The organism is Roseibium sp. AWQ4_290, from assembly GCF_056160985.1.
In genome coordinates this window covers 85,675-105,004 of record NZ_JBSWYG010000001.1, presented here as the reverse complement: position 1 = coordinate 105,004, position 19,330 = coordinate 85,675, and the positions used below count along the sequence as shown (strand labels likewise).

Sequence of the window (19,330 nt, the reverse complement as noted above, 5' to 3'; positions counted from 1 at the left end):
GTCGCGTTCAGATGGTTCCAAACCGTTTTGTCTTTGGCGGTGAAATCTCTGATGTCAGACAGGGGAAGACACAGCCGGTGAAAAACGGTTTGCTCTGGGGTGCAACGTGCTCCAGGGCGATCCCGCAAAAGGGAGCCTGATCAGCCTGCGGACATTGCTTTCAGTTCCCGCTGCAGGACGGGTGGCAGGGCGAGCCCGCTGCCCCTCTGGACAGGCCGGAGGGCGGGAAAACCGGATACGAAAAAGGCGCAGCCGGTGACAGCTGCGCCTTATTTTAAGAACCAATCTGGAAACGTCAGTTGAAGAGGGCCTGACGCTCGGCTTCGGAGAGTTGCTCCAGCGGATCGGTTTCCGACGCGTCTTCAGTGGCGGTCTCTTCGGTCATTTCCCAGGCCGCATCCGCATCGGCTTCCGCGTCTGCAGCATCCTCTGCTTCAGCAGTCTCGATTTCTGCGTCTGAGTCACTGCTGGCCTCTGCTGCGCCCGCTTCCACTTCGCTGTCGAACAGTTTTTCAATGGCGGCTTCGTCCAGCGTTTCGTCGGTCTCAGGGCTGTCAAAGACATCGCTGTCCGCATCCGTGTTGTCGTCAGATGGCTGCGGAGCGATCGCTTCTTCCGGGGTGGAGGCGAACATGTCGTCAATGGCAGATGCATCCATCGGCTCGTTGCCGTCCGCCACAATGGCGTCCACATCGGCCTCGCTGGCAGACGCTTCGGTGCCGTCGGTTGCACCGGTCTCGTCCAGAGCAGCGTTGAAGACGTCGTCACTGACGGACATCAGTTCATCGACACTGTTCTGAGAGACTGCAAGCCCATCCTTCTGGGGGCCGTTGAGCAGATGAGCATCCGGGCGGCTGTCGACGGGACCGGCGGTCTCCTCGGCCTCCAACCCGTCAATGCCCCAGATGCCGATCATCAGGTTGATCCGGCTTTCCAGATAGCGGAGCACCTGCACAACCTTGTTGGTGCGCTGGCCGGTGAGATCCTGGAACGAGCAGGACATGAAGATTTCTGTGGCCTTGGCATCAATGTTGTCGCAGGCACCTTCGTCCGCGCCGTTTTCGCGCAGTACCCAGGCCTGTTCCTGGATCTGTTCAGCGGCTTCCAGAATGGACTGTGTAGCGCCTTCGGTCTGGGTCACAATGGCATCAAGCTCGTGGGAGGCATCGACGAACCGGTTGCTGTCGTCACCTTCATCGGCCTTGATATTGGCGATTTCAGCCTTCGTCCGCTCAATGGCTTCATGCATATCGGCAATGTCGAGGCGGATCTTGTCGAGATCTGGCACCTCACGCTGGCGGGTGACGACCTTTTCAAGCCGGTGAATCGCACCCAGAATCTCGGTCGTTTCCGGAGTCTTGTTGCGATTCAGAAACTCTTTCAGGAATCGCCGCCCGCGATCGGATTCCATCAGGGTCTGTTCTAGAGTGTGATATTCGGCCTCGCCGATCACCTCCGGTTCTGCCTGTCGTGCTTCCGCTTTCATATGGACGCGTTTCTCAACTTGCCTAAGGGACGTGTGGTGCCGTAACAAGGCCACCATCGCCTCTATCTTAGGATGAAAAACGTTAACATCCCTTTATAGCGGCCAGGCCTGAGGCCCGGACAATGCACATATGACAAAACTGCCAAGCAGTCTTAGCGCAAAAGTGGCTGCGCTGTTTGCCTGCCACTTTTTCGGGTTCGGTCTGTTTCTTCCGTTCTTTCCTCTTCTTCTGGAATTTCGAGGAGTGAGCGCAGCGGAAATTGGTTTTATTCTTGGGTTGGGCACAATGCTCCGTACGGCGGCCAGTCCGGTTTTCGCAAATATTTCAGATAGAACGGGCCAAAGGCGTCTGTCCGTCCTGGTGTATTCAGTCCTTGGGGGCGTCTTTGTTGCCTTGTTGTTTTTGCCCGGAGGCATTTGGCTCGCCGGGACGGCGGTGATTGGCTACATGGTGCTTAAGGGTCCCGTTCTTCCGCTAAGTGATGCCTACGCGCTGGACGCGGCCCGCAACACCGGCGCGGACTACGCGCGAATGCGGCTTTGGGGATCTGTGGGCTTTGTGCTGGCCAATTTTGCGGGGGGGAGTCTCGCAACGGAAAGCACGAGTTGGGTCCTGCTGGCATTAACCGTTCTGGCCTCCCTTGCAACCGGAGGTGTGGTCATGAGCCTGCCCCGGCAACCGCGCGGCAAGGCGGAAACGGCGCCATCAGGACCTGGCGGGGAGGCGCCGTTCAGGCGTCTGTGGTTTTGGCCGGTGCTGGCGGTTCTGGGTCTGTTTCAGGCCAGCCACGCCGCGCTCTACGGGTTCGGGAGCATCTATTGGCAGTCAATCGGGGTGCCCGATGTGGCCGTCGGCGTGTTGTGGGCGGTTGGGGTTGGGGCCGAAATTGCCCTGTTTGCGGTCGCCGGATACCTGTCCAGACGTTTTGACCCGCCGGTTTTCCTGATGGCCGCCGGTCTTGCGTCTGTAGTGCGCTGGGGGTTGATGCCCTTTGCGGATAATCTTGTTTACATCGGTGCCTTGCAGCTTCTGCACGGCTTTACCTTTGGCGCGGCCCATCTGGGGGCTGTTGCGATTCTGGCCCGGGTTGTCCCTGCCCGATGGGCCGGAACAGGGCAGGGGCTTTTTTCTACCTCCATCGGTCTTCAAATGTCTGCCGGTCTTGCTGTGTCCGGAGTTCTGTTCGAACGGGATCCCCAGTCGGCTTTTTACGTCATGGCCGCAGCGGCGGCCGTTGGAACGGCGGGCGTGCTCTTTCTGACGCCCCTGATTCGCCGTGAAATGCGGCACAGAGAGGCTGAAGTCACCGCGGGGCACTGAAAAACGCCCGGTACAGGACCGGGCGTTTGAAGGCGGGGCGAAGCATGTGACGCTGAAATCTCAAGTCTCAGCCCCACAGGGCCGCCTCAGGCGGATAAAGCGTGCTTCCCTCAAAGGTCAGGCCGGGCGAGCGGTCTTCTGACAGGAGCAACGGGCCGTCGAGATCGACAAACTCCGCCTTTTGCGCCAGCAGTACAGCCGGGGCCATGGCCAGAGACGTGCCGAGCATGCAGCCGGTCATCACCTTGAAACCGGCAGCCTGGGCGGCGGTCATGAGCGCAAGCGCTTCTGTCAGCCCGCCTGCCTTGTCGAGCTTGATATTGACCGCGTCATATTTGTCCTTCAGCCCGTCCAGCCCCTTGCCGGGGGACAGGCTCTCATCGGCGCAGACCGTGACCGGCCGTGCCGTTGTGGCCAGCAACCCATCTTGCCCGGCGGGCAGGGGCTGCTCGACCAACTGGACACCGGTCTCCAGACAGGCAGTCATATTGATGTCAAAACAGCTGGTATCCCATGCCTCGTTGGCATCCACGATCAGGGTGCTGTCCGGGGCGGCTTTGCGTACAGCCCGGATGCGGGCATCGTCTCCGGCCCCGGCCAGTTTGACCTTCAAAAGGGGGCGGTGAACAGCTTCGGCCGCCTTGGCGGCCATCGTCTCCGGTGTGCCGACGCTGATGGTGAAGGCGGTGGTCACAGGCTGCAGCGCTGCCAGTCCGGCAAGACTGGCTGCGGACGTGCCGGCGCGTTTGGCTTCCAGGTCCCAGAGCGCACAATCGACCGCGTTTCGGGCCGCCCCTGCAGGCATGGCGCCCTGCAGGTCTGCGCGGGACAGGCCTTCTTTCAAAAGCGGTGCGATCTCCTCGATCTGGGTCTGAACGCTTTCAAGGGATTCGCCATAACGCGGATAGGGTACACATTCCCCGCGGCCGCTCAGACCATCTTGCGAGACGGTGGCCATCACGACCTGCGCATGGGTTCTGGTTCCCCGGGAGATGCTGAAACCGCCCGCGATTTCAAATCTCTGAGCCTCGATGCTGACGGTCCGGTTCATGGCGCACCGAAGTCGGCGGCAACCTTGTCGACAATCGCTTCCATGCCGTAACGGACCGGATCGGTGGCTGGAAGCCCATGTTCCTCGCCCACCTTGGCCAGAAACGCCCGGGCTTCGGCATCGTCCAGGGAGGATGTGTTTACGGCAATGCCGATGCAGCGGATATCCGGATTTGTCAGGCGGCCGCATTGCAGGGTCAGGTCGATCACCTGCTGAATGCTCGGCAGCGGGGTGTCAACGCCGCGCATCTTGGTGCGGGTCGGCTCGTGACACACTATGAAGCCGTCCGGCTGGGACCCGTGCAAGAGGCCAAGCGTCACACCGGCAAAGGAGGGGTGGAACAGGGAGCCCTGGCCTTCGACGATCTGCCAATGGTCGTCATCAGTGGCCGGGGAGATCCACTCGGCCGCCCCGGAAATGAAATCTGCGATCACGGCATCAAGGGCAACCCCGCGCCCGGAAATGAAGACACCTGTCTGGCCGGTGGCGCAGAAGGAGCTTTTGTAGCCCCGCTCGGTCATGGCCTTGTCCATGGCCAGTGCGGTGTATTTCTTGCCGACGGAACAGTCGGTCCCGACCGCCAGAATGCGTTTGCCGGAACGTTTGGTGCCCTTGCCGGTGGCAAAGGTCATGTCGTTCTGGCGCACATCAAAGAGTTGCCTGCTATTGCGCTCCGCCGCTTCGCGGATTTGCGGCACATCACCAAGGCGCACATGCAGCCCCGAGGCCACATCCAGACCCGAATCAAGGGCGTCCACGACGGAGGCAATCCAATGGTCGGGCAGGCGCCCGCCCGCATTCACGGCGCCGATGATCATGGTCTTGGCGCCTGCGGCCACCCCTTCCGCGATGGACATGTCGGCAAGGCCGGTATCGGCGGCGCATCCGGGCAAACGGACCTGGCCAATACACCAGTCCTTGCGCCAATCGACGATACCCGTGGCGGTCTTGGCCGCAAGGGCATCGGGAACGTCACCGAGGAACAGAAGGTAAGGGTGGGCAATTTCCATGGAGAGAGCTTTCAAGTGGCTGCTGGACGATAAACTTCTCCATCAGGTATACGGGGGATATAGAACCAGCGGCAAGAGGGCAGCCAGCCGGAATGGCATTCTTGGAAAAAAACATTGCGCCTGAAATGAAACTGCAGCCCGATGACGCGGGCCGGCAGTTTCTGGCCCTGTCCGGCGACTGGACCGTGAACACGGTTGGCGAAGCGGAAACCGGCCTCGACCGGCTGGATGTCGCACGGGACAGGCTGACTTGTATCGACGTTTCCGAAGTCGAGCATCTCGACACAAGCGGGGCCTGGTTGATCCACCGCACGCGCGGGCACCTGGAATTCGAGGGCCGTAAGGTTGGGCTGACCGGCGTCACACCGGTACGGCAGAAGCTGTTTGACGAAATCGAGCACCACCATCCGCCCAACTTCCGGCCGGAGCGGGGCGGGTTCACGATTGCTGCCTTCCTGGAAATTGCCGGCCGCCAGGTGGTCGAAGCCTACAAAGACGCTCAGGCGATGCTGCATATTCTGGGCTCGCTCGGCCTGGTTCTGGCAACGGTTCTGTTGCGGCCGCGCCGTCTGCGAAGCGCCTCCATTGCCGTCCAGTTCGACCGCAGCTGCATCGGCGCCGTACCGATTGTTGCCCTGATGAGCTTCCTGATCGGCGCAATCATCTCCCAGCAGGGTGGGTTCTACCTCAAACAGTTTGGCGCCGATATTTTCGTGGTCGATCTGGCGGGCATCCTGGTTCTGCGGGAAATCGGCGTCATTCTGACAGCCATCATGGTGGCGGGCCGCTCCGGTTCGGCCTTTACGGCTGAACTTGGTTCCATGCGCATGCAGGAGGAAGTGGACGCCCTCAATGTGATTGGCCTCAGTGTCACCGAAGTGCTGGTTCTGCCCCGCATCCTGGCGCTCATGATTGCGCTGCCCGTGCTCACCTTCATTTCCGACATGTCGGCGCTGTTCGGCGCCGGGCTGATCACCTGGATCTATCTGGACATTCCTCCGGCGGCCTTTCTGGCCCAGCTTCAGGCGGCCATCACCCCAAGCACACTGGCTGTGGGGATCATGAAAGCGCCCTTCATGGCCCTGATTGTCGGGCTGATTGCCTGTGTGGAAGGGCTGAAAGTGGAAGGCTCCTCCGAATCGCTCGGCCGCCATACCACCATGTCGGTGGTGAAGGCCATTTTCCTTGTTATTGTGGTGGACGGCTTCTTCGCCGTTTTCTTTGCCGCCATCGGAGTCTAACCGCCTATATGCAGCAGACCGCCCCTGTATTTCCCGACGGACAGAGCGCCGCGACCCATGAGGGGTCCAATCATGTTTTGTCCGTGCGCGGGGTAACTGTCGGATTTGGCGACAAGATCATCCTGCAAAATCTTGATCTGGATGTCCGGCGCGGGGAAGTGCTCGGATTTGTCGGCGGTTCGGGCACTGGGAAATCCGTGCTCATGCGCACGATTCTCGGTCTGACACGGCGGCGGGCTGGTGTGATTTCGGTGTTCGGGTATGACCTGTCCACGGCCACGGAAAAGGAACGCACCAGCATTGAGCGCCGCTGGGGCGTTCTGTTTCAGCAGGGCGCGCTGTTCTCCTCGCTCACCGTGAAGCAGAACATCCAGGTGCCGATGCGCGAGCATCTGAGCCTGTCACCGCAATTGATGGATGAACTGGCAACCCTGAAACTCGAGCTTGTGGGCCTGCCCCAGGACGCGGCGGACAAGCTGCCGTCAGAGCTGTCGGGCGGCATGATCAAACGGGCCAGTCTGGCGCGCGCGCTTGCGCTGGATCCGGATCTGGTGTTTCTGGATGAGCCGACATCCGGGCTCGACCCGATTGGGGCGGCCGCATTCGATTCGCTGATCGAAAACCTGAGCTCCACCTTGGGGCTGACCGTTTATATGGTCACGCATGATCTCGATAGCCTGCATTCTATCTGTGATCGCATTGCTGTTCTTGGGAAAAAGCGCGTTCTGGCCATTGGAACGCTGGACGACATGATGAAAAATGACGATCCCTGGATTAAAGATTACTTCAGGGGTGAACGGGCGTTGCGCCGAGTATAGGTTGGACTGAATGGAAACCCGGGCAAGTTATATTCTGATTGGGGCCTTTATGGTCGCCATCCTGTTCGGGGCGTTCGGGTTCGTTTTCTGGCTGGCGGCCACTGCGGAGTCCCGGCAAAATGTGCCGCTGAAGGTGGTGTATCCGGGACCGGTGACAGGCTTGCCGCTGGGCGGGTCGGTTCTGTTCAACGGCATTAAGGTGGGCGACGTGAAATCCCTGGATTTTCTGCCCAATGATCCGACCAAGGTGGTGGCGACGGTTGGCATCAAGCCGAGCACACCGCTGCGCAAGGACACCAAGGCCACATTGAATTTCACCGGCCTGACCGGCGTTGCCTATGTGGATCTGTCGGGCGGGACGTCCTCTTCTCCGCTGCTGCTGGAGACGGAAGACGGCAAGACGCCGACCATTTACGCGGAGCGGTCCTTCTTTGATGACATTGTTGATGGCGCGCGGGATGTGTTGAAGCGTGCCGACACGACCATGCAGACGATTGAAGAAGTGCTGGTTGAGAACAAACCCTATATCAACGACACCATCAGGAACGTGGACACGTTCTCTGCGGCTCTTGCGGCCAATTCGGATGGGGTCAAGGATTTCATGGCCAATCTCGGCGAAGCCTCCAAGGCGTTTGCCAGCTTGTCCGGCCGTCTGGAAAAGCTGGCAGACCAGGGCGAACGGCTTCTGGCGGCTGTACCGTCCGACAAGGTCACCGCGATTGTGGAGGACCTGAGCACCTTTTCCAACAGCCTGGGCGAGGCCAGTCAGGACATCGACAGCCTGATGGCGGATGCCCAGGGCGCGGCCCAGGATCTGAAGACCTTTACCGGCAAGCTCAATGATGGGCTTGATCAGGTGCAGACCATCGTTCAGGCGGTCAAACCGGAAGATGTTGAGAAGGTCATGCAAGGCGCGGCGGCGCTGGGCGGGGTTCTGGAACAGCGCTCCGGCGAGATTGATACGCTGATCGTCTCCACCAGTCAGACCATGGGCAATGTCAATGAGATCGTTTCTGCTGTCCAGGAGCGCGAAGGGGCTATAGGTGACATTCTGGACGGCAGCAGGGATGTGGTGTTGAAGGTCGACGGGATCGTGTCGCGCGGCGTGGAAATCGCCGCCGCAATCGATCCGCTCAAGGTTGAGGAGGTGGTCCAGTCCGTAAGCACGTTCACGGCCGGACTGAACACGTCGCTCGGCAGCGTTGATGCGCTTCTGGCCAGCGTTGATCCACAGAAGGTGGAGAGCGCGGTCGACGGGGTTGCCAGCGTCATTGACAACTTCAACAATCAGCAGAGCCAGATCAACGAAATCATCGCCTCCACCAAGTCGACGGTTCAGAACTTCGAAGCTGTGTCAGCCACCGTGCGCGGCCAGGATGACCGCATAGCCGCCCTGATCACGGATGTGCAGGCGGCCGCTGAACGCTTTGCCGAGACGCTCCAGACCGCCGACCGGCTCATGAAGGCGGTGGATCCAGACAAAGTTGCCAATATTGTTGGTTCGGTCGAGACCGCCGCTGCGGACCTTGCCAGTGACGATAACGGCATACCTGCCATCTTGAGCAGCGCAAGGGATGCGGCCGACAATGTCCGGCAGTTGACGGAAGATCTGTCGAAGCGCACGCCGGATGTGGACCAGATCATCACCGATGCCAAGCAGATGGCCTCCACGCTGAATGCCACGTCAGTCCGGGTCGAAGGCCTTGTGGAGAAGGTTTCGACCATGGTCGATGGGGATGGCGAAGGTCTGATCAAGGAAGCCACTCTCGCGGCCGAAGCGATCCGCAAGGTGGCGGTTGCCTTTGAAAGCCGGGCTGACTCGATTGCAGGCGGTCTGTCGAAATTCGCAACCCAGGGCTCGGCGGACTTCACAGCAGCGCTTGCCCAGGTGAACCGCACACTGGTGGCGATCCAGCGGGCGGCGGAAAGCTTCGAGCGCAGCCCCAACCGGGTGATTTTCGGTGGAGAAGACGTGCCGACGTATAATGGCGGGCGCCGGCGATGAGAATGACAGGCAACAAGGGCAACGGCTCATGACACAGGCAAAGACCAACATGACCCGCAGGGGTGTCCTGGGGGCGCTTGGCCTCGGCCTTGTCACAACCGGCTGTGCCAGCACCGCGCCGTCCGCCTATTACAGCATCACGTCGAGCGATGTGGGCGCGGTGCCGGGCCGCTCGCGGCGGGCCCAGGTGCTGGTGGCCGCGCCACGGGCCTTGAAGGCGCTCGACACAAGCTATATTGCCGTGGTCGACAAGGGCCCGGTCTATACCTATTTTCCGAAATCGGCCTGGGCGGACACGCTTCCCAATGTCGTCCAGCTCAAGCTGATGGAAACCTTGCGCAACACCGGACGCCTGCGCGGTGTTGGACTTCCCGGTGACGGGCTTTTGATCGACTATCAATTGCAGACGGTGATCCGCGCGTTCGAGCTGCAGGTTAACGGCACACGGGGCGTGGTGGAAATTTCCGCCCGTCTGGTCAATGACCGCAACGGACGGACTGTCGCTTCAAAAGTGTTCCGGTCCGACACCCGGGCAGGCAGCACCTCTGTCGACAAGGCCGTGGAAGCGATGAACGCCTCCGCCGACCGGGTCTTTGCGGAGATCGCCGCCTGGACGCTGAAGAGCGTCTGACCCTCGCCGGGTCAAACCAGCATCAAGGACAGCCAGGGCACGGCGATCAGCAGCGCCAGCCGGAAGATGTCGGCGGCCCAGAAGGGCAGGACGCCGGCAAAAATGGTTCTGAGCGGCACTTCGGTCAGCACGGAGCGCAGCACGAAGACATTGAGGCCGATGGGTGGTGAGATCAGGCTGATTTCCGTCACCACGACCACCACAATGCCGAACCAGATCAGCACCATGTCCGGATCGCTCAAGAGGCCGGTGCCGAAATCCAGCGATGTGACCAGCGGAAAGAAAACCGGAACGGTGAGCAGGATCATCGACAGGCTTTCCAGAACAGCGCCCAGCACGATGTAGATCAGCACCAGCACCAGCATCACCACATAAGCATTGACATTCAGCGACTGCACAAAGGTCAGCAGTGCATCGGGCACGCCCGCATAGCTGATGAAATTGGAAAACACTTCCGCGCCGATGATGATTGCAAAGATCATCGCAGTCGTGCGGGCGCAGTTGAGACCGGCGGAATAGATCTTTTCGAAGGTCAGGCCGCCGGACAGGAACGCAATGACCAGGGAGGAGGCCGCACCGATGGCCGCGGCTTCGGTCGGCGTGAAAAAGCCGCCATAAATGCCGATCATGATCACGGCGAACAGGCCCAGAACGCCGAGCACGCCCCAGACATCCTTGCGGGTGAGGGCGATGCCGTCCCTGGAGGTGGGGGCGAGGTCCGGCTTGATCAAAACCGTCACATAGATGGCGGCCAGATAAAACAGGACGCCCAGAAGGCCGGGAATGATTCCGGCCACGAAAAGCTTGCCGATATCGGCTTCCGTCAGCAGGCCGTAGATGATCAGAATCACGCTTGGCGGGATCAGAATGCCGAGTGTGCCGCCTGCAGCGATTGACCCGGTGGCAAGACTGTCCGCATATCCGGCCTTGCGCATGGATGGCATGGCGACTTTTGACATGGTGGCTGCCGTGGCCAGAGACGAGCCGCACACGGCTGAAAAGCCGCCGCAGGCGACAATGGAAGCCATGGCCAGCCCGCCGCGCATGCGGTAGAGCAGCCTGTGGGCGGTGCTGAAGAGGGACTGGCTGACGCCCGAGATAGTCAGGAGATTGCCCATCAGAATGAACAGGGGGATCACCGACAGCGTATAGGACAGCCCGGTGTCGAAGGCCGCATTGCCAAGCAGATTGAGGGCTGCATTCCAGTTGCGCAGCGCGGCAAATCCGGCCGTACCGACAATGATCATCGCAATAGCAATGGGCACGCGCAGGAGAACGAGGCCGAACAGGGCCACAAAACCAATCAGAGCTTCAAGCACGGGTCAGGCCTTTTCACGCAGACGTTTGAGAGACCAGAAAATGGCAGTGATGGCGGCAATGGCGAAAGAGGCAGCGCCAAGCCAGCCGATCAGGTAGAGGGGAATTTGAAGGGAGTCCGTCACTTGCTCCCGGCGCTGCAGCTTTTCGGCATGTTCAACCAGCTCCAGGGCAATCACGGCAAAGACAATGACAGTCGAGACACCGGCACAAAGAGCGCCGAGCGCTTTCAGGATGCGGCTCTTGAAGCCGTCGAGCAATTCCACTTCGATATGCTCGCCCGCAGCCGTTGTCAGGGGCAGGGCGAGAAAGATGAGCGTGGCCAGAAGAAGTTGGGTCAGCTCATAGGCCCCGTTCACCGGGCTGTTGAACAGATAACGGGCGACAACATCGACACAGGTCAGGCCGATCATGGCCATCAGCACGCACAGACAGGCAAAGCCGAGCAGGCGGGCGGCGCCGCGCCGGACAGGAGATGTCCAGCGCGGTGCGGCCTTGTCTGATCCGGAAGTGGACATCAGTTTGCGACGCCTGTTTCAGTGCGCAGTTGCTTCAGGGCCGCGGCACCGTCAAACCCGGTCTTCTTGACCGCATCGTCCCAGTCCGCTTCATACTTGGCAGCAAGGTCCTTGACCTTTGCAAGAACCGGGGCCGGTACGTCATAAACCTCGATATCCGTGTCAGCGACATAGGCGGCACCGGCCGCATCTGCCTTGTCCCACACGCTTCCGGCAAGCTCTGCCAGGGCCGGGCCGGAGATCTTTTCAATCGCAGTCTGATCTTCAGGTGAAAGGCCGTCCCACACGTCCTCATTCATGACCATGAACCAGGAGGTGTTGTAGATGCCCCCGGGAACCTTCATGGAGTATTTGATATAGTCCGTCAGCTTGAAGGCCTTTAGGGCTTCCATCGGGAAGGTGACGCCGTCAATCACGCCTCTGGAGAGCTTTTCATAGACTTCACCGGGGCCCATGAACTGGGTGGTGACCCCAAGATCCTGGGACAGATCGGCAATATAGCCACCAGGGGTGCGGATCTTCAGGCCTGCAAAATCTTCAGGGGTTTCGATCTTGCGCTTGTTGTTGTGGAACATGCCGGGCCCATGGATCCAAAGGCCCAGCAGCTTGGTGCCCTTGTGCTCGGCCTGGGCGTCCAGTGTGCCGGCATAGACATCCCAATAGGCCTTGGAGCCTTCGGTGGCTGTGTCGGCAATGAAGGAGAACTGGCCGATACGCGAGCGCAGGAACCGGTCGTCCCGGGTGAAGGAATGCAGGCCATAGGTGATGTCGGCAATCCCGTCAGCGGCCAGGTCATAATGGGCCGGGGGCGGTCCGAGCGGCTTGGGCAGGATGCGCACGGTCACGCGGCCTTCGGTCACCTCGGCCACCTGTTTGGCCCAGGGCTCCATCACACCCGTGACAATCGGATGTTTCGGGGGCAGCCAGGACGACAGCACCAGCTCCTCGGCCGAGGCGCTCGACAGGGCGCTGCCGAGGCCAGTTGCGGCCATCACGGCCAGCATTGAAAGACATTTGATTTGTTTCACGGATATCTCCTCCCGAATACCGGCTCTTCTTTGAACAAGGTCAAACCGTGGCTCGAAAATAGTTGCAATTGAAACTAAGTCAATCCTAAAATCAAGTCTCTTGATTAAGAGGAGCGCAAGCGGACACAAGGGCGCCTTGAAATGTTGACCGCCGGCTAAGGAGGAGCGCATCCTTGGTTGGGGAGCGTGCAGGTCCAAACCGTTTGTCTTTTGTGCTGACATCTTTGATGTCAGGCTGCGAAAGGCAAATCCAACGAAACGCGAGCTGCGCCACTTGAATGCGGGAGGCTCGCGGCACTGAAAAGCACTGGGGCAAGATGAGCGAAGCGGACACAAAGGACAGGGACGGTGCGGCACGCGCTGGCTCTCGGACAGAGCTGGCGGCCGGACAGGGGGACAGACTGGGCCATAATCAGGGGAAGAACGCGGACCAAGGAGCTGCGTTTCAACTCGAGAGTTTCTTTCCCTATCTGGTGCGCGTCTTCTATGCTGATGTGACCCATGCTCTGTCTGCGGTCTATCAGCGGGACTATGGCATGATGCCGGCGGAATGGCGGACCATGGCCATTTTAGGAGCGTCTGCCGGGGGGCTTCAGGCAACGGACATCGTGGCCCGGTCCAGTATGGACAAGGTGGTGGTCAGCCGGGCGGTGAAGCGCATGGCCGAGCGCGGGTTTTTGACCCGGGAAACCAATACGTCCGATGGCCGCAGCTTTCTGCTGCAGCTCTCCAAGGAAGGGCGGGCGGTTTATGAGGATCTGGCGCCGAAACTCCTGGCGGTCGAACAGCGCATGCTGGAGGGGCTCTCCGAGGACGAGATCAAGGGCTTCCTCGCGGTCGCGCAGCGGATCCGGGACAATCTGGCGGGCTAGAGCATCGTGCATCAACCGGCCGTGCCGGTTGGTCTGAAAGAGCGTTTTGTCTACGACAAAAAAGGCGGCCTCCGGGGCCGCCTTTTCTTTTGTCATTTGACCGATGCCCGGTGTCAGTCCAGACGCCCGCTGGCATGGGCCAGCATGGTATAGACCTTGCCGGTGTCGGAGGTCAGATAGGTCTGGCCGAGCATGTTGTCCCGGTCATTGCGGGAGACCTGAGCGAGCAGTTGTTCGAAGTCGCTCACATACCTCTCCACTGCGGTGCGGAATTCAGGGTCGCGGGAATATTTCTGACGGATGTCGTCAAAGGTCTGCTGGCCCTGAAGAGTGTAGAGACGCCGGGTGAACACGTTGCGCTCGCCATTCCGGTACCGGTTCCACAAGTCAATGAAGGTCTCGTGGTCGATGGCCCGTGCAATGTCGACGGACAGGGAGTTGAGGCTCTCCACCGTGTGCAGCGGGGTGCGGGCAATGCTCGTGTCCATGTTGGCGTCGTCATCACGCGAGGCGCGCCGCAGAAGATCTGCAACCCAGCCTTTGCCGCCTGCATCCGCGTCCGGCTGCGGAGCCGGCTGACGCCGGTTTCCGGAAGGCCGTTCCTTGGCCTTGCGCGGCTCACGGGCCGGGGCGGTCGGCTGCTGCGCCGGCACTCCCGGATTGAAGGCGGCCGGAGGTGCCATTGCGGCGCCCGGCTGGCTGGCCGGTTGCGGGGCAGGGGCCATGCTGGTGGCGCTTGCCTGGGCCTGCGGATAGGACACGTCCAGGGTGTTGGACTGTTTGGCCACGATTTCCGACAGCTCGGTCAAGGCGTGGATCTGCTCGTTGACAACCTTGCGCAGCGCGGCAGACGATTCTTCGGCTTCGTCCGGCAGGTTGAGCACGCCCTGTTTCAGCTCGTTCCGGGTGGCTTCCAGCTCCTTGTGAACCTCTCGGGCCACATCGCGCATCCGGGTGGCCGCATCGTTGAAGCGGTCCGAAGCGTCGCTGACCGTGCGGGTCATTTCGGAAATGATGTCGTCCTGGGCGGAGCGGATCGCATCGCGGGCCTTCTGGCCTTCCATGCCGGCCGTCAGGCGCATGGATTCGAACTGCTCAGCCACCTGCTTGGAGGCGGCTTCTGCCGCAGCCGAGAGCATGTTGGCGGCGTCGCGCGCGCGGTCGTCTGCAGATTCCAGCGTTTCCGACAGGGTCTGGGTGAAGGAGCGCATGAGCGTATCGACGGCTTCTGTCTTGGCCAGAAGCGTGTCGGCCACTTCCTCGATAGCCGTGCGGCGGTCTGCCACGCGTCCTTCCACAGACCGGTTGGTGTCTTCCAGATGCCGGGCGGCCCTGGTCAGTTCCTCGGACTGGCCGCCGAAGCGGCTGGTCAGGTTCTGGATATCGGCCAGGGTGGTCTGGGTGACATCGCGCAGGTTCGAAACCTGCTCGTCGATCAGGCCGGTGGTCTGGGTGGTCTCCTGAACCGCACGGTCAACGGCGGAGCGGAATTCACCAGCCCGGCGGGCCAGGTTGCCTTCCACTTCGCTGAGATTGTCCCCGGCGGTGGTGACGATGGTTTGCAGGTTGGTATTCGACGCTTCGACTTTCTGGAGAATGTCGGTAACGTCGGCCTCAAGCCGGTGTTTGGTGTCCCTGAGGAGCAGGGCGGCCTGATCACTGCGCTCGTTGATATTGGCAACGATCCGCTCGCCGGCCTCGACCAGCGACCGGGTCGCATCCAGGCCGGTATGGGCGAAGGTGTCGGTGACATCGCGGCCCTTGACCGTGATGGCGTCGAGAATGGCGCCATGCACTTCGGACAGGCGGCTGGTCAGGTCGTTCGCCCGGGCTTCGATGGCGCCAATCAGCTCGTTGCCATCGGTTCCGACCAGGCGGGCCAGCTCGCTGGAGCGGGCCCCGAACGCCTCGTTGAGACTGGTTGCCTTTTCCAGCAGTTCATTGGCCACATCATTGCCGCGGCCCACCAGAAGATCGGCCGCTTCCGCAACTGCGCTGTTGACCCGGGCCCGGACTATGCCGGCTTCGCTGGACATCTGGCCGCGGATCTCTTCCAGAGTCTTGGCAAGCGTCATGCGCGCCTGTTCGCTTTCCGCCGACAGGTTGCCGGAGATTTCGGCAATGAGGCCGGCCAACTGGTTGCGGACCTTTTCGCTCTCGCCGGTCAGGGAGCCGGAGAACTCGGCCAGGGTGCCTGCATAGAGCGTGCGGGCCTTTTCGCTTTCGGCCGTCATGGCGCGGGCGGCGTCGCTGACGGCGGTCAGGACCAGATCGCGGATCTTGGTGCTTTCGCCGGACAGGGCGCCAGTGGCCTGGTGCATCGCGGAGCTGACCGTGTCGGCGGCCTTCTGACTCTCATTGTTCAGAACACCGCGGGCCTCACCAACCGAGCCAAGCACGATCTGGCGCATGCGGTCGCCTTCCCCGGCCAGTTTCTCCGTGGCCTGGGTGAGGGTGGTGTCGACCATCTCAACGGTCTTGGCACGCTCATCTGAGAGCGACTGCCCGGCCGCTGCAACAGCTTCCTGGATCACGTCACGCAGGCGCGTGCTTTCCGTGGACAGGGTTGCACCAGCCTCGGAAATGACGGCGGTCAGGATATCGCGGGCCCGTTCGCTTTCCCCGGTCAAGGTGCCGGAAATGCTTTCCAGGCGCTCGTTGAGCAGGGTTTCCAGCTGGGTGGCGCGGCTGTCGAGGGTTTCGGCAACCTCGAACACCTTGGCCCCGAGGGACACATTGATTTCGGCAATGCGCTCGGACAGGGACTCGGTGAGCTGTTCGCTCTGGCGGCCAAGCACGTTGCCGGCCTCCGATAGGCGGTTGTCGAGGGCGCTGGTCATTTCGTCCTGACCATCCACAAAGGCCTGCGCGATTTCCTTGGTTCTGGAAATCAGAGTTTCGGAGATCTGGCGCGCGCGGGCGTCCAGGGTCTCGTCAATGCGGTCCGTGCCGCTGGTCATGGACGCGGACAGAAGCTCTGCCTTTTCGGCCATGGCTGCTGCGGCGCCGTCGACCCGCTCGGACAGGCTGTCACTGATTTCGGCAGCCCGGTCGGCCAGGTTGTTTCCGGCGCTTTCGATGCGCTGGCCCAGCTGAAGGGTGATCGCGTCGGAGCGGTCCGCCAGCACATCGGTGATGTTGCGGGTCTTTTCTTCCAGCGCGTCGCTGATGCCGGTGGTCCGGTTCTCGATGGCCTCGGCCAGGATCTGGGTCCGGGCTTCCAGTGTGGCCTCAAACGAGGCCGTGCGCTGATCGAGGGTCAGGTCCAGCGTGTTGATGTGGCTGCCAAGCGAAGCATCCATCGTGCTGATGCGCTCACTCAGGGCGCTGTCCATGAAGGCGATCTTTTCGCTCAAGGACCCGTCCATGGAGGTGAAGCGCTGGTCAAGGGAGCCGTCCAGCGTGCTGATCCGGTCCGCAAGCGTTGCGTCGAACGTATTGTGGCGGTGGTCGAGCGACGCTTCGATGGTGGCAATGCGGCTGTCGAGCGATGTGTCGAACGCCGTCAGCCGGTCGCCTAGGGTCGCTTCCATGGCTGCTGTCTGGCTGCTGAGGGAAGCATCCAGAGAGGCGGTATGGCCGCCAAGAGTGGTTTCGATGAACGCGATCCGGTCGCCGAGCGAGGCATTCATTGCCTCGATACGGGTGGAGAAGGTCGTATCCAGCGTCGACAGGCTTGCATCCATGGCTTCGGACAGCAGCAGTGTCTTGGTGTCGAACGCGTCGACCAGCTGGCCACCCTTCTCCGTAACAATGGTGTCCAGTTCACCAAGGCGGGCCGACAGGCCTTCCTGCAGCGCACCTCCGGAGACTTCCAGAGTTTCGGTGATCTGGTTGCTGACCTGGGTGATGTCTGCAGCCACACGCTCGCCCCGGGTGCCGATCAGCTCGGCCAGCTGCGTCCCGGTTTCGGCCAGCTTGTGGGTGAGGGCGCCGGTCTGGTCGCTGAGCCCGGTGGCAAATTCGCTGGACACGCCTTCCAGGGTGTTGCGGAAGCCGACCGTCTGCTGTTCCAGCATGGTGGCCATTTCGTTGCTGCGGGCGGTCAGGCGCTCGTCCAGCTCGGTACCGTTAATGGAAATCGCCGTGTAGATGCGCTCCGAAATGCTGTCCAGCTTCTCGGCAAGCTCGCCACCGCGCACCGAAATGGTGTTGGTGAGGGATCCGGCGGTCTCGTCGAGCTTCGCTGCAATTTCGCCGCCGCGCAGGGACAGGTCGACAACGATGCTTTCGCCCGTGCCCCGCAGGATTTCGGCAACTTCCGTCGACCGGCTGGACAGTGTGTCCACGATTTCCGCGCCACGCATGGAAATCGTATCGGTCACAGTCTGTCCGCGTTCGGAAATGCTGTCCACGACCTTGGCGCCCGTGGCGGCCAGGGATTCGTCCAGATTGGACACGCGGCTGTCCACGGTGGAGACAAGCTCTTCGGTGCGTGAGGTGATCGTATCGATCAGGCGGCCCGAGGTGAGGGACAGGTTGGCGTTGATCTCCTCGCCGCGCTGGGTGATGAGGTCGCCCACATTGGTCCCGGTGTTTTCCAGGGTGGTGCGGAATTCATCGGCCTTGCTGCTCAAGGTCGCAACAACAGACGAGCTCGAAGAGGCCAGCGTTTCGTTGATTTCCGTGCCTTTCGCGGACAGGCCTTCCACGAAGGTCGTCGCGGTTTCCGCAAATTGCTCGTTCACCTGGTTGCCGCGCTCCGACAGGGTCTCCCACATGGTCGTGCCGGTTTCGGACAGATTGTCGACCAGTTCGTGACCGGTGAGCGACAGGCGGGACACATAGTCTTCCGCGCGGCTCGTCAGGCTGTCGACCAGTTCATTGCCGGAGGCGTTCAAGGTGGCGCCCAGCGTTTCGATCCGGGTGTCGACGGTTGAGGTCAGTTCCTCCACGCGGCTGTTGACCGCATCGACCATGCGCTGGGTCGCCTGATCGACCGTTTCCCCGAGCTCGCCGGACGTGTCGGAGAGCTGGGAGGAGAATTTCTCGTGAGCACCGGCGATGGTTTCACGCACGCGCTCGGCGTTCATCACGATGGATTCCCGCTGGCTGACCAGTTCCTCGATCAGCGCGCGGATCTTCAACTCGTTGTCATTGTAGGAGCGCTCAAGGGAGGACACTTCGTTGTGCACCAGCACTTCCAGCTCGCTGGCTCTGGCAATCGCCCGCTCGATACCATCTCCCATGGCGGCGACTTCCCGGCGGATGGCCTGACCAACGCTGAGAATGGATTCCTTGGCCATGTCTTCCGGCTCGGCAAGGCGCAGGGCGACTTCGGTCATGCCGCGTGCGACGATCCGCATTTCCTGGGCGCGCCAGATCATCATGGCCATGACGAAGAAGAAGATGATCGGGACAACGATGCCGACGGCTGCCAGAACCACTTCAGGCGAGGCGAACAGGGCCTGGGGGTCGGTCAGAACGTCAACTTTGCCTTCAAAGGCCGACAAGAACATGAAGCTGCCGAGGACCGCCCAGACAACGCTGAGGGTCAGGGCGCCCCAGAAGGGGGCCGAAGAAGGACGGCGCTGCAAGGCGAAAATCAGGTTACCGATATTGCGGCGGTCGTCATTGGCTGCAGGCGGGCGGCCGCCACGGCCGCGCCGTCGCGAAGATCTTTGCTCTTCGCGCGCCGGGGCGCTCTGCTTAGACTGTTTTGACTTGGGGGGCGCTTCCTTTTCAGGGGCAGCACTTGCTTCCGGCGCGATGTCCTCAAGCAGGTCGGACCCTTCAGGTCCGCCAAAATCGAGTTTCAGCGCTTCTTCAACTGCTGACAGTGCTGCTTCCGCCGGATCTTTAGCCTTTGTCGGATTTGCCATTCTAGGATCGCCTCACGTCCGTACTCTCTACAAACCGGTTCAACTGATCGGTGCGCTACCCTTGCAACCGACCAAAGTTACCGGATGCGCCGTCTTGCCTGTACTGCTGGACTGCACAGTACCGCAAAATCTCTGACTGGGAAGGGCCGCCGCTGACCTACCTGCCGGAATTACCCCGACGGTAAGCTCCCCATCTTGCCGCATCAGTAA

Annotated in this window: 13 protein-coding genes; 6 read left to right on the top strand and 7 right to left on the bottom strand. The window is 61.2% G+C overall.

Annotation, left to right across the window (positions count from 1 at the left end; translation table 11 throughout):
• Window positions 1-295 precede the first annotated feature (295 nt).
• A complete protein-coding gene (locus ACXAH0_RS00445; RefSeq protein ID WP_475188265.1) occupies window positions 296-1,486 on the bottom strand; it encodes a protein phosphatase CheZ in 1,191 nt (396 codons plus the stop codon).
• 130 nt (window positions 1,487-1,616) lie between these two features.
• Here ACXAH0_RS00445 and ACXAH0_RS00440 point away from each other — a divergent pair, with 130 nt between their 5' ends.
• Window positions 1,617-2,807 carry an MFS transporter gene (locus tag ACXAH0_RS00440; RefSeq protein ID WP_475188263.1) on the top strand — a complete coding sequence of 397 codons (1,191 nt, stop codon included), beginning with the start codon at window positions 1,617-1,619 and terminating at the stop codon, window positions 2,805-2,807.
• Window positions 2,808-2,874: 67 nt separating this feature from the next.
• On the opposite strand, the gene dgcA is transcribed toward ACXAH0_RS00440, so the two are convergent.
• Together dgcA and dgcN are read right to left on the bottom strand one after the other, a co-directional pair.
• On the bottom strand, window positions 2,875-3,858 hold the full coding sequence (gene dgcA, locus ACXAH0_RS00435) for an N-acetyl-D-Glu racemase DgcA (RefSeq protein ID WP_475188261.1): 984 nt from the start codon (window positions 3,856-3,858) through the stop codon (window positions 2,875-2,877).
• Entirely contained in the window at window positions 3,855-4,868 is a 1,014-nt protein-coding gene (dgcN, locus tag ACXAH0_RS00430; protein WP_475188259.1) for an N-acetyltransferase DgcN, read from the bottom strand. Before dgcN ends, dgcA begins: the two co-directional genes overlap by 4 nt.
• Before the next feature lie 92 nt (window positions 4,869-4,960).
• On the opposite strand from dgcN, the gene ACXAH0_RS00425 reads away from it, so the two are divergent.
• The 4 genes from ACXAH0_RS00425 to ACXAH0_RS00410 are packed head-to-tail and all read left to right on the top strand — an operon-like array spanning window position 4,961 to window position 9,563.
• Window positions 4,961-6,109, top strand: coding sequence for an ABC transporter permease (locus ACXAH0_RS00425; protein ID WP_475172771.1), 1,149 nt, complete (start codon window positions 4,961-4,963; stop codon window positions 6,107-6,109).
• 8 nt (window positions 6,110-6,117) lie between these two features.
• Window positions 6,118-6,927, top strand: a complete 810-nt coding sequence (locus ACXAH0_RS00420; RefSeq protein WP_475172774.1) for an ABC transporter ATP-binding protein — start codon at window positions 6,118-6,120, stop codon at window positions 6,925-6,927.
• Window positions 6,928-6,937: 10 nt separating this feature from the next.
• Window positions 6,938-8,932, top strand: coding sequence for an MlaD family protein (locus ACXAH0_RS00415; protein ID WP_475172775.1), 1,995 nt, complete (start codon window positions 6,938-6,940; stop codon window positions 8,930-8,932).
• A 28-nt stretch (window positions 8,933-8,960) separates the two neighbouring features.
• On the top strand, window positions 8,961-9,563 hold the full coding sequence (locus tag ACXAH0_RS00410; protein WP_475188257.1) for an ABC-type transport auxiliary lipoprotein family protein: 603 nt from the start codon (window positions 8,961-8,963) through the stop codon (window positions 9,561-9,563).
• An 11-nt stretch (window positions 9,564-9,574) separates the two neighbouring features.
• Here the strand turns inward: ACXAH0_RS00410 and ACXAH0_RS00405 are convergent, their stop codons facing one another.
• The 3 genes from ACXAH0_RS00405 to ACXAH0_RS00395 are packed head-to-tail and all read right to left on the bottom strand — an operon-like array spanning window position 9,575 to window position 12,426.
• Window positions 9,575-10,882 (bottom strand): TRAP transporter large permease, encoded by a 1,308-nt coding sequence (locus ACXAH0_RS00405; protein WP_475188254.1) that lies wholly within the window; start codon window positions 10,880-10,882, stop codon window positions 9,575-9,577.
• Between the two features lie 3 nt (window positions 10,883-10,885).
• Complete coding sequence (locus ACXAH0_RS00400; RefSeq protein WP_475172783.1) at window positions 10,886-11,398, bottom strand: TRAP transporter small permease; 513 nt, start codon at window positions 11,396-11,398, stop codon at window positions 10,886-10,888.
• Window positions 11,398-12,426: a TRAP transporter substrate-binding protein gene (locus ACXAH0_RS00395; protein ID WP_475188252.1), complete on the bottom strand. Its 1,029-nt coding sequence runs from the start codon at window positions 12,424-12,426 to the stop codon at window positions 11,398-11,400. The genes ACXAH0_RS00400 and ACXAH0_RS00395 overlap by 1 nt, the downstream gene beginning before the upstream one ends.
• A 278-nt stretch (window positions 12,427-12,704) precedes the next feature.
• On the opposite strand from ACXAH0_RS00395, the gene ACXAH0_RS00390 reads away from it, so the two are divergent.
• Window positions 12,705-13,298 carry a MarR family winged helix-turn-helix transcriptional regulator gene (locus ACXAH0_RS00390; RefSeq protein ID WP_475188249.1) on the top strand — a complete coding sequence of 198 codons (594 nt, stop codon included), beginning with the start codon at window positions 12,705-12,707 and terminating at the stop codon, window positions 13,296-13,298.
• Window positions 13,299-13,411: 113 nt separating this feature from the next.
• Here the strand turns inward: ACXAH0_RS00390 and ACXAH0_RS00385 are convergent, their stop codons facing one another.
• Complete coding sequence (locus tag ACXAH0_RS00385) at window positions 13,412-19,120, bottom strand: apolipoprotein A-IV repeat region-like domain-containing protein (RefSeq protein WP_475188246.1); 5,709 nt, start codon at window positions 19,118-19,120, stop codon at window positions 13,412-13,414.
• Between the last annotated feature and the right edge of the window lie 210 nt (window positions 19,121-19,330).

Coding starts and splice junctions, on each gene's coding strand:
- ACXAH0_RS00445 (WP_475188265.1), bottom strand. CDS start 1,486: ATGAAAGCGGAAGCACGACAGGCAGAACCGGAGGTGATCGGCGAGGCC.
- ACXAH0_RS00440 (WP_475188263.1), top strand. CDS start 1,617: ATGACAAAACTGCCAAGCAGTCTTAGCGCAAAAGTGGCTGCGCTGTTT.
- dgcA (WP_475188261.1), bottom strand. CDS start 3,858: ATGAACCGGACCGTCAGCATCGAGGCTCAGAGATTTGAAATCGCGGGC.
- dgcN (WP_475188259.1), bottom strand. CDS start 4,868: ATGGAAATTGCCCACCCTTACCTTCTGTTCCTCGGTGACGTTCCCGAT.
- ACXAH0_RS00425 (WP_475172771.1), top strand. CDS start 4,961: ATGGCATTCTTGGAAAAAAACATTGCGCCTGAAATGAAACTGCAGCCC.
- ACXAH0_RS00420 (WP_475172774.1), top strand. CDS start 6,118: ATGCAGCAGACCGCCCCTGTATTTCCCGACGGACAGAGCGCCGCGACC.
- ACXAH0_RS00415 (WP_475172775.1), top strand. CDS start 6,938: ATGGAAACCCGGGCAAGTTATATTCTGATTGGGGCCTTTATGGTCGCC.
- ACXAH0_RS00410 (WP_475188257.1), top strand. CDS start 8,961: ATGACACAGGCAAAGACCAACATGACCCGCAGGGGTGTCCTGGGGGCG.
- ACXAH0_RS00400 (WP_475172783.1), bottom strand. CDS start 11,398: ATGTCCACTTCCGGATCAGACAAGGCCGCACCGCGCTGGACATCTCCT.
- ACXAH0_RS00390 (WP_475188249.1), top strand. CDS start 12,705: ATGCGGGAGGCTCGCGGCACTGAAAAGCACTGGGGCAAGATGAGCGAA.
- ACXAH0_RS00385 (WP_475188246.1), bottom strand. CDS start 19,120: ATGGCAAATCCGACAAAGGCTAAAGATCCGGCGGAAGCAGCACTGTCA.